At 73.4% G+C, this 12,984-nt stretch carries 11 protein-coding genes; 3 read left to right on the plus strand and 8 right to left on the minus strand.

Annotation, left to right across the window (positions count from 1 at the left end):
• Positions 1-2: 2 nt before the first annotated feature.
• The 4 genes from ACWCOM_RS05330 to ACWCOM_RS05345 all read right to left on the minus strand — a co-directional run bounded on the left by ACWCOM_RS05330 (position 3) and on the right by ACWCOM_RS05345 (position 3,424).
• On the minus strand, positions 3-392 hold the full coding sequence (locus tag ACWCOM_RS05330; protein ID WP_454547695.1) for a hypothetical protein: 390 nt from the start codon (positions 390-392) through the stop codon (positions 3-5).
• 100 nt (positions 393-492) lie between these two features.
• A complete protein-coding gene (locus tag ACWCOM_RS05335; protein WP_454547696.1) occupies positions 493-1,320 on the minus strand; it encodes an ABC transporter ATP-binding protein in 828 nt (275 codons plus the stop codon).
• A gap of 3 nt (positions 1,321-1,323) precedes the next feature.
• Positions 1,324-2,262: an ABC transporter permease gene (locus ACWCOM_RS05340; protein ID WP_454547697.1), complete on the minus strand. Its 939-nt coding sequence runs from the start codon at positions 2,260-2,262 to the stop codon at positions 1,324-1,326.
• Between the two features lie 154 nt (positions 2,263-2,416).
• The gene (locus tag ACWCOM_RS05345) at positions 2,417-3,424 is read right to left on the minus strand and encodes an ABC transporter substrate-binding protein (protein WP_454547698.1); all 1,008 of its coding nucleotides are present in this window, start codon (positions 3,422-3,424) and stop codon (positions 2,417-2,419) included.
• Positions 3,425-3,598: 174 nt separating this feature from the next.
• Between ACWCOM_RS05345 and hrpA the strand changes: the two genes are divergently transcribed.
• A complete protein-coding gene (gene hrpA / locus ACWCOM_RS05350) occupies positions 3,599-7,687 on the plus strand; it encodes an ATP-dependent RNA helicase HrpA (protein WP_454547699.1) in 4,089 nt (1,362 codons plus the stop codon).
• A gap of 55 nt (positions 7,688-7,742) precedes the next feature.
• Here hrpA and ACWCOM_RS05355 read toward each other — a convergent pair whose 3' ends face one another.
• The gene (locus ACWCOM_RS05355; RefSeq protein ID WP_454547700.1) at positions 7,743-8,171 is read right to left on the minus strand and encodes an HIT family protein; all 429 of its coding nucleotides are present in this window, start codon (positions 8,169-8,171) and stop codon (positions 7,743-7,745) included.
• An 83-nt stretch (positions 8,172-8,254) separates the two neighbouring features.
• On the minus strand, positions 8,255-8,917 hold the full coding sequence (locus ACWCOM_RS05360) for an MBL fold metallo-hydrolase (protein ID WP_454547701.1): 663 nt from the start codon (positions 8,915-8,917) through the stop codon (positions 8,255-8,257).
• A 143-nt stretch (positions 8,918-9,060) separates the two neighbouring features.
• On the opposite strand from ACWCOM_RS05360, the gene ACWCOM_RS05365 reads away from it, so the two are divergent.
• A complete protein-coding gene (locus ACWCOM_RS05365) occupies positions 9,061-9,486 on the plus strand; it encodes a Fur family transcriptional regulator (RefSeq protein WP_454547703.1) in 426 nt (141 codons plus the stop codon).
• Complete coding sequence (locus tag ACWCOM_RS05370; protein WP_454547704.1) at positions 9,479-10,438, plus strand: diacylglycerol kinase family protein; 960 nt, start codon at positions 9,479-9,481, stop codon at positions 10,436-10,438. Before ACWCOM_RS05365 ends, ACWCOM_RS05370 begins: the two co-directional genes overlap by 8 nt.
• A 58-nt stretch (positions 10,439-10,496) precedes the next feature.
• On the opposite strand, the gene ACWCOM_RS05375 is transcribed toward ACWCOM_RS05370, so the two are convergent.
• Together ACWCOM_RS05375 and ACWCOM_RS05380 are read right to left on the minus strand one after the other, a co-directional pair.
• Positions 10,497-11,579, minus strand: coding sequence for a hemolysin family protein (locus ACWCOM_RS05375; RefSeq protein WP_454547705.1), 1,083 nt, complete (start codon positions 11,577-11,579; stop codon positions 10,497-10,499).
• Positions 11,576-12,922, minus strand: a complete 1,347-nt coding sequence (locus tag ACWCOM_RS05380) for a hemolysin family protein (RefSeq protein WP_454547706.1) — start codon at positions 12,920-12,922, stop codon at positions 11,576-11,578. The genes ACWCOM_RS05375 and ACWCOM_RS05380 overlap by 4 nt, the downstream gene beginning before the upstream one ends.
• Positions 12,923-12,984: the final 62 nt, after the last annotated feature.

Below are 12,984 nucleotides of genomic sequence, written 5' to 3' on the forward strand. Positions count from 1 at the left end.
GCTCAGGCCCGGTCGTCCCGCCGCCCGTCCTCGGGGGCGGGGCGCCCCGGCCGGCGCAGCTGGTCGGGGTCGTACGGGCGCACGGGCGCGTCGCCGTACTGCTCGTCGAGCAGCAGGTCCTCCGGGTGGGGGCCCTCCCCCACCGACCGGCGCCAGTTGAAGCCGAGGACCGCCAGGGCCCCGCCGCCGAGCAGGGTCACCGCACCCACGACGGTGACCACCACCCCCCGCGTCGTCAGCCCGGCCTCCTGCCCGGCCGAGACGCGGGCCAGGTCGTGGAGCGCCTCGGGCACCGTGAACGTGGAGGCGAACAGCGCCACCACCCCCACGGCCAGCATCCACCCCCCGGCGCGTCGGCGGCGGGCGCGCTGCTGCTCGGTGGGCTCGGGCACGGTGGGGGCCTCCTGGGCTGGTGGGGTCCGGCGGGGGACGGCGGACGGGGCGGGCCGTTCCCGGCCCGCCCCGTCCGCCCCGCCGGTCACGGACGTGCGGTCAGTGGCCGTCCTCGGTCTTGACGCTCTCGAACAGCGTAGCGTCGTCGAAGGCGCCCTGCTCCGCCCCCGGCTGGAGCCGGCGGAACTGCTCGAGCAGCCCCGGCACGGTCATGGTCTGCTTCTGGGCGGCGTCGAGCTCGAAGAGCACCCGCCCCTCGTGCATCATGATCAGCCGGTTGCCCAGGCGCAGCGCCTGCTCCATGTTGTGCGTGACCATCACCGTGGTCAGGTGCTGCTCGGCCACGATGTCCGCCGTGAGCCGGGAGACGAGGTCCGCCCGCTGCGGGTCCAGCGCCGCGGTGTGCTCGTCGAGGAGCAGGATGCGCGGCTCGGAGAACGTGGCCATGAGCAGGGACAGGGCCTGGCGCTGCCCGCCCGAGAGCAGCCCCACCTTTGCGCCCAGCCGGTTCTCCAGCCCGAGCTCGAGGGTGGCGAGCTTGTCCCGGAACAGCTGCCGGCGCGCGCCGGTGAGCCCCGGGACGAGGCCGCGCTTCTTCCCCCGCTGGAGGGCGATGGCCATGTTCTGCTCCACCGTCATGGTCGGCGAGGAGCCCTTCATGGGGTCCTGGAAGACCCGGGAGAGGTACCGGGCGCGCCGGTGCTCGGGCAGCCGGGTGACGTCGGTGTCGTCGACGCGCACGGTGCCGGTGTCCGGGATCAGGGTCCCGGAGATCGTGTTGAGGATCGTGGACTTCCCGGCGCCGTTGGAGCCGATGACGGTGAGGAAGTCGCCCTCCTGGAGGGTCAGCGAGACGCCGGCGAGGGCCCGGCGCTCGTTGACGGTCCCGGCGAAGAACGTCTTGTGGACGTTGTCGATGGTGAGCACGGCTCAGGCACCTGCCTTCGTGGTCGCGGGCGTGTCGGTCAGGTCGTCCACGAGCTGCGCCGCCTGGCTCGCCAGGTGCCGCTCCCGGCGCCGCCGGAAGAACTGCATCTGCGGGACCACCAGGGCGAGGACCACGAGGACCGCGGAGATCAGCTTCATGTCGGAGGGGTTGAGCCCGGCCTGCAGGGCGACGGTGATCACCAGGCGGTAGACGATCGAGCCGAGGATCACGGCGAGGGTGGCCACGACCACGGTGCGCGAGCCGAACAGGCCCTGGCCCAGGATCACGGAGGCGAGCCCGACGACGATCAGGCCGATGCCCATGCCGATGTCGGCGAAGCCCTGGTACTGGGCCACGAGGGACCCGGCCAGGCCCACGAGCCCGTTGGACAGGCACAGCCCCAGCATCTTCTGGTGGTCCGTGTTCACCCCGAAGGAGCGGATCATGTCCGGGTTGTCGCCGGTGGCCTGCATGGCCAGGCCGGCGTCCGTGTAGAGGAACCAGTCGAGGAGCACCTTCACCACGGCCACGCCCAGCAGGAACAGGGCGATGCCGATCCACGTCCCCTGCACGCCCAGCTCGGCGAGCGGGGTGAAGATCGTGTCCTCGCGCAGCAGGGACAGGTTCGCCCGCCCGTCCATCACGCGCAAGTTGATGGAGTACAGGGCGGTCATGGTGAGGATGCCCGCGAGCAGCCCGTTGATGTGGGCCTTGGTGTGGAGCAGGCCCGTGATCAGCCCGGCGAGCGCGCCGGTCACGAAACCGGCGGCGGTGGCGAGCCAGGGGCTGCCGCCGCCGAGGATGATCATCGCCGTGGTGGCGGCGCCCGTGGTGAAGGACTGGTCGACCGTCAGGTCGGGGAAGTCGAGCACCCGGAACGTGAGGTAGACGCCCAGCGCCATGACCGCGTACAGCAGTCCGAGTTCGATACCGGCTATCACTTTCGGTGGATCCGTTCTGGTTGGTGGGGCCCGGGGCGCCGCCGCCGATCGGGCGGGGCGCCCCGGGTGTGGTGGGGTGGGCCCGGGTGGACCGGCGCCGGGGGTCGCCCGGCGCCGGGGGTCGCCCGGTGCCGGGGCGCGGCCCGGGCGCTGCCTACTCGATGACCTGCGCGGCGGAGTCCTGCAGCTCCTGGGGGACCTCCACGCCCATCCGCTCGGCGGCCTGCAGGTTGATGACCAGCTCGGTCTCCTCCTGGGACTCCACCGGCATGGTGGCCGGGTCGGCCCCCTCGGCGAGGATGCGCACGGCCATCTCCCCGGTCTGGCGGCCGAGCTGCTCGTAGTCGATGCCCTTGGTGATGAGGGCGCCGCGCTCCACGGAGTCGCCCTCGCCCGCGATCAGCGGGATCTGCTTGGCCTCGGCGGCGGAGATGACGGCCTCCAGGCCGGAGACCACCTTGTTGTCGGTGGGCACGTAGATCGCGTCCGTGTCGAAGGACTCGGCGGCCTGGGCCACCTCGGAGGTGTTGGTCACGGACTTCTCGACGACCTCCAGGCCCTCCTCGGCGGCGGCCTCCTTGGCCATGTCCACCTGGACCTGCGAGTTGGTCTCGCCCGAGCTGTAGATGATGCCCACGGACGTCGCCTCGGGGTCGAGCTGCTTGATCAGCGCGATCTGCTCGGCGACGGGGTTCATGTCGGTGGTGCCCGTGACGTTGCCCCCGGGGTTCTCCAGGGACTCCACGAGCCCCGCCTCGACCGGGTCGGTCACGGCGGTGAAGAGCACGGGCCGGTCGGTGACGGCCTGGGCCACGCCCTGGGCCGAGGGGGTCGCGATGGCCAGGACGAGGTCGGCGTCGGAGCCGGCGAAGTTGGAGGCGATGCTGGTGGAGGTGCCCTGGTCACCGGAGGCGTTCTGGAGGTCGAGGGTGAGGTTCTCCCCCTCCGTGTAGCCGCCCTCCTCCAGCGCGGCGACGAAGCCCTCGCGCGCGGCTTCGAGGGAGGGGTGCTCCACGAACTGGCTGATCCCGACGGTGGCCTCCTCGACGGCCGCGCCCGACTCCCCGGAGCCGGCGGCGCCCGAGCTGTCGGAGCCGCCGCAGCCCGTGAGGAGGAGGGCGGAGGAGGCGAGGGCCGCCGTCAACGGGAACAGTCGCTGCATGGTGTGTCCTTTCTGGAACGGGTGATGTCAGGAATATTACCTGCCGTTCGGTCGAGAAATGAGAGGCAGCTCACAAATGATGACAGAACGGCGTCGCCGGCGGACCGAGGAGCCCGGATCGTCCACCGCGGCCGGGCTCTGCCGGGGGCCCGTCGCCGGTAGGATCGGGGGGTCATGCCAGCATCGCTCAGCCGCCCCCGCACCGTCGTCTACCCCGAGAACCTCCCGGTCTCCGCGCGCCGGGAGGACATCATGCGCGCGATCTCCGAGCACCAGGTGGTCGTGATCGCCGGCGAGACCGGCTCCGGCAAGACCACGCAGATCCCGAAGATGTGCCTCGAGCTCGGCCTGGGCGAGCAGGGGCTGATCGGGCACACCCAGCCGCGGCGGATCGCCGCGCGCTCCGTGGCCGAGCGGATCGCCTCGGAGCTGGGCGAGAAGATCGGCGGGACCGTCGGCTACCAGGTGCGCTTCACCTCCGAGGTGGGCACGGACTCCCGGATCAAGCTGATGACCGACGGCATCCTGCTCGCCGAGATCCAGCACGACCGGCTGCTGCGCCGGTACTCCACGATCATCATCGACGAGGCGCACGAGCGCTCCCTGAACATCGACTTCCTGCTGGGCTACCTGCGGCGGATCCTGCCCCGGCGCCCGGACCTCAAGGTCATCATCACCTCGGCCACGATCGACCCGGAGCGCTTCGCCCGGCACTTCGCCCCGGAGCCCGACGGCGCGGCCGGGCCGGACGCCGGCGGGGAGCCCGAGCCGGCGCCGGTCATCGAGGTCTCCGGGCGCACCTACCCCGTGGAGATCCGCTGGCGCCCGCTGTCCGAGCCGCGGTCCGGGGACGGCGGGCCGGACGGCGAGGACGCCGGCGACGGCCTGGAGGACGAGGACCGCGACCCGATCGACGCGGTCTGCGACGCGGTCGAGGAGCTCTCCCACGAGCCGCCCGGGGACATCCTGATCTTCTTCGCCGGCGAGCGCGAGATCCGCGACGCCCAGGAGGCGCTGGAGGCCGCGCTCAAGCGGATCCGCGGGATGGCCGACGCCGAGGTCCTCCCCCTGTTCGGCCGGCTCTCCATGGCGGAGCAGCACCGGGTGTTCGCCCCGTCCGGGCGGCGGCGGATCGTGCTGGCCACCAACGTGGCCGAGACGTCCCTGACCGTCCCGGGCATCAAGTACGTCATCGACCCCGGCACCGCCCGCATCTCCCGGTACTCGGCGCGCACCAAGGTGCAGCGGCTGCCCATCGAGCGCATCTCCCAGGCCTCCGCGAACCAGCGGGCGGGCCGGTGCGGGCGCGTCTCGGACGGCATCTGCATCCGGCTCTACGCGGAGGAGGACTACCTCTCCCGCCCGGAGTTCACCGACCCCGAGATCCTGCGCACCAGCCTCGCGTCCGTGATCCTGCAGATGACCTCCGTGGGCGTCGTCAAGGAGCCCGGGGACATCGAGCGCTTCCCCTTCGTGGAGCCGCCGGAGTCGCGGGCCGTCAAGGACGGCGTGGCGCTGCTGCGGGAGCTCGGCGCGCTCAAGGAGCCGCGGGGCGGCACCCCGGGCGCCGCCCCGCGGGAGCGCCGGGACGAGGACGGCGGCGGCCCGCTGACCGCGGTGGGGCGCCAGCTGGCGCAGCTGCCGGTGGACCCCCGGCTGGGCCGGATGATCGTGGAGGCCGACCGGCGGGGCTGCGCCCGGGAGGTCATGGTGCTCGCCGCGGCGCTGACCGTGCAGGACCCCCGGGAGCGGCCCCTGGAGAAGCGGCAGCAGGCCGACGAGCTGCACAAGCGCTTCTTCGACGAGACCTCCGACTTCACCAGCTGGCTGCTGCTGTGGCGCTACGTCCAGGAGCAGCAGGAGGAGCTCTCCTCGACCCGGTTCCGCAAGCTGTGCCAGCGGGAGTTCCTGAACTTCCTGCGGATCCGCGAGTGGCAGGACCTCTACGCCCAGCTGCGCCAGATGGGCCAGCAGGTCGGCATCCGGGTCGGCAAGGGCCGGGAGGTGGACCCCTCCGGCAAGGAGCGGGAGATCCACGTGTCCCTGCTCGCCGGCCTGCTCAGCCACATCGGGCTCAAGGACGAGCGCAAGCGCGAGTACCAGGGCGCGCGGGGCTCCCGGTTCGCGGTCTTCCCCGGCTCCAACCTGTTCAAGAAGTCCCCGGACTGGATCATGTCCGCGGAGCTGGTGGAGACCTCCCGGCTGTGGGCGCGCGTCAACGCCGCGATCGATCCCCTGTGGGCCGAGGAGCTGGCCCCGCACCTGGTCAAGCGCAGCGTGTCGGAGCCGCACTGGTCCCGCGCCCAGGGCTCCGTGATGGCCTACGAGAAGGTCACGCTCTACGGCGTGCCCGTGGTGGCCCAGCGCCGGATCAACTTCTGGCGGGTGGACCCGGCGCTGGCGCGGGAGCTGTTCATCCGCCACGCGCTCGTCGAGGGCGACTGGCAGACCCGGCACCGGTTCTGGGCCCGCAACCGCAAGCGCCTGGCCGAGGTCGAGGAGCTCGAGAACCGGCTGCGCCGCAAGGACCTGCGCGTCGAGGACGAGGCCCTGTTCGCGTTCTACGACGCCCGGATCCCGGCCTCGGTGGTCTCGTCCCGGCACTTCGACGCCTGGTGGAAGAAGGCCCGGCACCAGGACGAGCACCTGCTCGACCTCGACCCCGAAGACCTGATCGCCGAGGACGCCCGCGACTACGACGAGTCCCTGTACCCGCGGCAGTGGGTGCGCCGGACCCCCGACGGGGAGCTCGTGCTGGACCTCGTCTACGAGTTCGCCCCCGGCGCGGACCAGGCCGACGGCGTGACCGTGCGGGTGCCCGTGCTCTTCCTCAACCAGCTCGACCCCGCGCCGTTCGAGTGGCAGATCCCCGGTCTGCGCACGGAGCTGGTGACCGCGCTCATCCGGTCCCTGCCCAAGGCCGTGCGGCGCAACTTCGTGCCCGCCCCGGACGTCGCCCGCCAGGCCGTGCGGATGCTGCAGGAGGACTTCGACCCCGCCGTCGACGCCCTCGAGCCGTCCCTGGAGCTCGTGCTGCGCCGGCTCAGGGGCCACGTGGTGCCCCCCGGGTCGTGGAACTGGGACGCGGTCCCGGCGCACCTGCGGATGCGCTTCGAGGTGCGGGACCGCCGCAACCGGGTGCTCGGGGAGGGCCAGGACCTGGAGCAGCTCAAGGCGGAGCTGCACGGCGAGATCCGGGCGGCCCTGGCCGAGTCCCTGGGCGCGGTGCCCGCGGCCGGCCCCGGCCGGTCGGGGCCCGGGCGGTCCGGGTCCCCCGACGGGGCGGGCCGGCCCTCCCCCGCCCCGCCCCGGGCGGACGCCCCGGCGGCGCCGGCCCTCGAGCGCACGGGCCTGACCGCGTGGCCGGAGCCGGACCTGCCGCGCAGCGTGGAGACGACCGTGGCGGGCCAGCGGATCACCGGCTGGCCGGCGCTCGTGCCCGAGCGACCCCGGGAGGGCGCGGCCCGTCCGCCGGGCCGGCGGGCCCCGGGCCGGGACACCACCGTGGCGGTGCGCATCCTGTCCTCGGCGGCGGAGCAGCGGGCCGCCCAGCGCCGCGGGGTCGTCGCCCTGCTGCTGCTGCGCGTCCCCTCCCCCGAGCGGTACGTGCTCGAGCACCTCAACAACAAGGAGAAGCTCGTCTTCACGCAGAACCCGCACGGGTCCGTGACCGAGCTCATCGCCGACTGCACGATCGCGGCGATCGACAAGCTCACCCCGCCCGAGCCGCCGTTCACGCGCGCGGAGTACGACGCCCTGCACGAGCACGTGCGGGCCGAGCTCATCGACACGGTCTTCCAGGTCACCGCGCTGGTGGAGCAGGTGCTCTCCGGGGCCGCCCGGATCCGCAAGCAGCTGAAGCGGGCGCCCTCCCTCGCCGCGGTGAACTCCCTCAACGACGTCAAGGCCCAGCTGGAGCACCTGGTGCACCCCGGCTTCGTGGCCGCCACCGGCTACGACCAGCTCCAGCACCTGCCCCGCTACGTGCGGGCCATGGAGGTGCGCCTGGAGAAGCTCGCGGGGCACCTGCAGCGGGACACGGTGCACCTGCTCGCGGTGCAGAAGCTCGAGGACGACTACGACGCCGCGCTGGACGCCCTGCCGCCCTCGGCGCCGGTGCCCGAGGAGCTGCGCCGGGTCGCCTGGATGATCGAGGAGCTGCGGGTCTCCCTCTTCGCCCAGGAGCTGGGCACCGCCCACTCGGTGTCGGAGAAGCGGATCCGCAAGGCCCTCAAGGACGCCCTGGAGGCCGCCCGGGCCTGACCCGTGCCCGCCCGCCGGGCCGCGGCGGGGCGGGCAGGGCCCGGTCGGGCCGCGGTCAGGGCTGCGGGACCGAGCTGCCGTGCCCGGCGTCGACCAGCGCCGCCCGGATCCGCGCGGCGGCCTCGTCCATCGCGGCCGGATCGGGGTGCCGGTCCGCGTTGGCGAACTGGAACTGCTCGACGGAGTTCGCGGGCCACACGTGCACGTGGGTGTGCGGGACCTCGAAGCCCTGGATCATCTGGCCCACCCGCGCGGGCCGCCACACGGCGTCGAGCGCGCGGCCGATCCTCCGGGAGACCACCATCAGGTGGGCGGCCAGGTCCTCGGGCAGGTCGATCCAGTGGTCGTACTCCTCCCGCGGGACCACCAGGGTGTGTCCCGGCCCGAGCGGCTCGATGGACAGGAACGCCACGCAGCGCTCGTCCTGCCACACGAAGCGGCCGGGGATCTCCCCCTCGATGATCTTGGTGAAGACGGTGCTCACAGGTGCTCCTTCGCTCCTCGTGCGGACGGTGTCCGCGGTCAGGTCCGTGTTAGGTGCCGGCCGCGGCGGCGGCCCCGGGGCGGCTACAGGCGCACGCGCTGCCCGGCGTCCAGGTGACGGTACTCGGCGCCGTACTTCGCGGCGAACGCCGTCAGCTGGCTCTCGATGATGCGGAAGCCGTGGGCCGAGAGCAGCCCGTCGTGGATCGGGAAGACCCGCCGCGGGCGCACGGCCACGACGAAGTCGACGACCTCCGAGAGCTTGTTCCAGGGCGCGTGGATCGGGGCCAGCAGCACCGGGACCTCCAGCCCGTGCGGGACCACGAAGGAGTCGCCGGGGTGGTAGACGGTGTCGTTGACCAGGTAGCCCACGTTGTCGACGGTGTGGATCAGCGGGTGGATCAGGGCGTGCTGACCGCCGAAGGTGCGCACCGTGAAGCCGTCCAGCTCCAGCACGGTCTCCGGCGCGGCGTCGTGCACGGAGGCCCCCTCCCCGAGCGCCTCCCGCAGCCCGGCGGCCACGGCCGCCGGGGCGTGCACCTGGATCTCCGGGTGCGCCCGCAGGTGCTCCTGCACGGGCTCGGCGTCCAGGTGGTCCGGGTGCACGTGCGTCACGAGCAGCACGTGCGCCCCGTCGAGGGCCCGGGCCAGCTCCTCCGGCCCGGCGAGGTTGCCCGGGTCGATGACCAGGACCCGGCCCTCGTGCTCGAGCCGCACGCACGAGTGGGTGTACTTGATGAGCTCCATGGGCCCAGCCTAGCCCGGCCCCGATGGCGGCCCCGGGAGCGTGCCGGCACCCGCCTTGTTAAGCTGGTGGCTCGCCCGGGCGCGTCCGGGCGCCGGCGGCCGGACCCGGCCGCCGGCGGAGCAGACCGACGAGAGGACGAGGCGTGAGCGTGCGAACCGGCGGGGGCGGTGAGGTCCGCAACACCCGGCAGCGCCGTGCCGTCGGCCAGGCCCTGGCCTCCCTGGAGGACTTCATCTCCACGCAGGACCTGCACGCCCTGCTGCGGGCGCGCGGCGAGTCCGTGTCCCTGGCCACGACCTACCGGATCCTGCAGTCGATGTCCGAGCTCGGGGAGGTGGACGTCCTGCGCGGCGGCGACGGCGAGGCGATCTACCGCCGCTGCGCGGCCGAGCACCACCACCACCATCTGGTCTGCCGCCGCTGCGGCGCCGCCGTGGAGCTCGAGGCCCCCGCGGTCGAGGAGTGGGCCGGGCGCACCGCCGCCGCCCACGGCTTCACCGAGGTGGACCACACGGTCGAGATCACCGGCCTGTGCGCCGCCTGCAGCGCGGGCCGCACCGATGGCTGAGCCGGCGTCCCCCCGCCGCGGCACCTTCCTCCTCGCCGTCAACCCCCGGGCCGGCCGCGGCCGGGCCCTGGCGGAGGCCCACCGGGCCGCGGACCTGCTGCGCACCGGCGGCGACGACGCCGTGGTGCTCTCCGCCGGGGACCTCGACACCCTGGTGACGCTGGTCCGCGACCGGCTCCGCGCCGCCGCGCGCTCCGTCCGCGCCCTGGTGGTCGTGGGCGGGGACGGCATGGTCCAGGCCGGCCTGGACGTGCTCGTGGAGCTCGCCGAGCAGGGCGTCGACATCCCGCTGGGCGTGGTGCCCTGCGGCACCGGCAACGACCTGGCCCGTCATCTCGCCGTCCCCCTGCGGGACCCTGTGGGCGCGGCGGGACGGATCCTGCGCCGGCTCGACGACCCGGCCCCGCGCCGGCTCGACGTCGGGCGCGTCCGCTTCCCGGACGGGCGCACCCGATGCTTCGGGACCGCCCTGTGCGCGGGCTTCGACGCCGTGGTCAACGAGCGGGCCAACCGCTGGCCGCGGCTGACCGGGCCCCGCAGCTACCTGCTGGCCGTCCTGGTGGAGATCGTGCGCCTGCGCACCGTCGCCTACCGGCTGGAGGTCGAGGACGCCGCGGGACGGTGCCGCACGGAGGACCGGGCGGGGGTGCTCCTGAACGTGGCCAACACCTCCTCGGTCGGCGGCGGGCTGCCCATCGTGCCCGGCGCCCGTGAGGACGACGGGCTGCTGGAGCTGTTCACCGTGGCGCCCCTGGGGCGGGCGCGGTTCCTGGTGCTGTTCCCGCGGCTGTTCTCGGGCCGCCACGTCGCCCTGCCCAGCGTGCGGGTCGAGCGGGTGCGCTCGGTGCGCGTGGCGGCCCCGGGCGTCACCGCCTACGCCGACGGGGAGCGCCTCGGCCCGCTGCCCGTGCGGGTGGACGTGCTCCCCGCGGCGGTGCGGGTCCTGGCCTGAGCCCCCGGCGCGCGGCGGGCCGGCGCAGCGGCTCAGTCCGCCGGTTCAGCCCGCCGGCTCAGCGCGGCGGCTCCGAGGTGTCGACCCGGTCCCCGCGGCGCTGGCGCCGGTCCTGCGTGGTGTCGCGGATCTCGCCCACGAGCTCCTCGAGGACGTCCTCGAGGAAGAGCACGCCCAGCGTCCGCCCGCCCGCGTCGACCACCCGGGCCAGGTGCGAGCCGGTGCGCTGCATCGCCGCGAGGGCGTCGTCGATCTCGATCTCGGGCCGCAGGTTGGCCAGGGACCGGACCCGGGTCACCGGCACGGGCTCGGTGTACCGGCTGCCCGGGATGGAGAGCACGTCCTTGATGTGCAGGTAGCCGTTGAGCACGCCGTCGTCCTCGGTCAGGGCGAAGCGCGAGAACCCGGTGCGGGCCACCGCCTTCTCCACCTCCGCCGGGGACACGTCCTCCGGCAGGGTGACGAGCTCGTGCAGGGGCACCATGACGTCGGCGGTGCGCTTGGCGGAGAACTCCAGGGCCCCGGAGAGCAGGCCGGTCTGGTCGGCCACGGTGCCCTCCTTCGTGGACTCCGCGACGATGGACTGCAGCTCGTCGAGGGTGAAGGTCGAGGACACCTCGTCCTTCGGCTCGATGCCCAGCAGCTTCAGCACGTGGTTGGCCGACCAGTTCAGCGTTGCGATGACGGGCTTGACCACCCGCGAGACGAACACCAGCGGCGGGGCCAGCAGCAGCACCGCGCGGTCGGCGGCCGAGACGGACATGTTCTTGGGCACCATCTCCCCGAAGACCACGTGCAGGAAGGTCACCACGACCAGCGCGGTGAGGAACCCGCTGACGTCGGCCACCTCGGCGGGCACGCCCAGGTGCTCCAGCGGCCCCGAGACGATGTGGTGCAGGGCGGGCTCGGAGATGTTGAGGATCAGCAGCGAGCACACCGTGATGCCCAGCTGGCAGCAGGCCAGCATGAGGGAGACCCGCTCCATCGCGTACAGAGCGGTGCGCGCACGCTTGTTCCCGGCCTCGGCGAGCGGCTCGATCTGGCTGCGCCGCGCGGACATGACGGCGAACTCGCCGCCCACGAAGAAGGCGTTGCCGGCCAGGAGGACCACCAGCCACGCCAGGCCTGCCCCGTCGCTCATCGTGCCTCCTCCCCGGCCGCGGCCGCTCCGGCGTCCTGCCCCTGGTCGGCGGCCGGGACGAAGCGGATGCGGTCCACGCGGCGGCCGTCCATCCGGGCGACCTCCAGCGTGCCGCCCTGGACGGGCACCGCGTCCCCGGGCCTCGGGATCTGCCCGAGCCGGTCCATCATGAACCCGCCCATGGTCTCGTAGGCGGGGCCGTCCTCGATGTCGAGCTCGGTGATCTGCTCGGAGACCTCGTCGGGGCGCATCAGGCCGGGGAAGTACCATTCGCCGGTGGCCGACTGCAGGGCCCCGAGGGTGAGCCGGTCGTGCTCGTCGGAGACCTCCCCGACCACCTCCTCCACGAGGTCCTCGAGGGTGACGACGCCGGCGGTGCCGCCCCACTCGTCGACGACCACGGCCATCTGCAGCCCGCCGGAGCGCAGCTGCACGAGCAGGGAGTCCAGGTGCACCGTCTCGGGCACGCGCAGGACCTCCTCCATGATCGCCCCGCACTCCAGGGCGGACCGGCGCTCCGACGGCACGGCCACGGCCTTCTTCACGTGCACCACGCCGCGGACGTCGTCCGGGGAGTCGTCCATGACGGGGAAGCGGGAGTGCCCGGTGCGGGAGGCCAGGGCCACGACGTCGGCCACGGACTCGTGGGAGTCGAGCATCTGCACGCGGATGCGCGGGGTCATCACGTCCGCGGCGGTGCGCTCGGCGAAGGTCAGCGTCTTGGCCACGAAGGTGGCGGTGCCGACGTCGAGGGTGCCCATCTTCGCGGAGCGGCGCACCATCGAGGACAGCTCCTCGGGCGAGCGCGCCCCGGAGAGCTCCTCCTTGGCCTCCATCCCGAACAGGTGCAGGACCCGGTTGGCGACGCCGTTGAGCGCGAGCACGAAGGGCTTGAACACGGCGGTGAACAGCAGCTGCGGGCGGGCGACGACCCGCCCCACCCGGAAGGCCTCCGCGATGGCCCAGTTCTTCGGGACCAGCTCCCCCAGCAGCATCGACAGCAGCGTGGAGATGAGCATGGACAGGGCCAGGGTGGCCCCGCCGGCGGCGGTCACGGACAGCCCGGTCAGCTCGGCGATCGGCTCGCGCAGGAAGGACTGCAGCGCCAGGTCCAGGGTGTAGCCGGTGAGCAGGGTGGTGAGGGTGATGCCCAGCTGGCAGCTGGAGAGCTGCGTGGAGAGGGACTTCAGGCACTTCAGCAGGGGCTCGGCCGCCCGGTCGCCCTCGGCGATCGCGCGGCGGACCGTGGTCTGGTCCAGGGCCACGAGGGAGAACTCCACGGCCACGAAGAAGCCCGTGCCCAGGATCAGGAGCAGGCCCGCGGCCAGCAGCAACCACTCCATCAGGCGCCGCCTCCCCGGGGGGACCGCCGGGCCGGGCGGTCGGGGGCTGGTGGGGGTTCGGG

The organism is Kocuria sp. KH4, from assembly GCF_053711175.1.

Bases quoted from the DNA above. Each gene is read 5' to 3' on its own strand.
- ACWCOM_RS05345 (WP_454547698.1), bottom strand. From the start codon at position 3,424: ATGCAGCGACTGTTCCCGTTGACGGCGGCCCTCGCCTCCTCCGCCCTC.
- hrpA (WP_454547699.1), top strand. From the start codon at position 3,599: ATGCCAGCATCGCTCAGCCGCCCCCGCACCGTCGTCTACCCCGAGAAC.
- ACWCOM_RS05360 (WP_454547701.1), bottom strand. From the start codon at position 8,917: ATGGAGCTCATCAAGTACACCCACTCGTGCGTGCGGCTCGAGCACGAG.
- ACWCOM_RS05370 (WP_454547704.1), top strand. From the start codon at position 9,479: ATGGCTGAGCCGGCGTCCCCCCGCCGCGGCACCTTCCTCCTCGCCGTC.
- ACWCOM_RS05375 (WP_454547705.1), bottom strand. From the start codon at position 11,579: ATGAGCGACGGGGCAGGCCTGGCGTGGCTGGTGGTCCTCCTGGCCGGC.
- ACWCOM_RS05380 (WP_454547706.1), bottom strand. From the start codon at position 12,922: ATGGAGTGGTTGCTGCTGGCCGCGGGCCTGCTCCTGATCCTGGGCACG.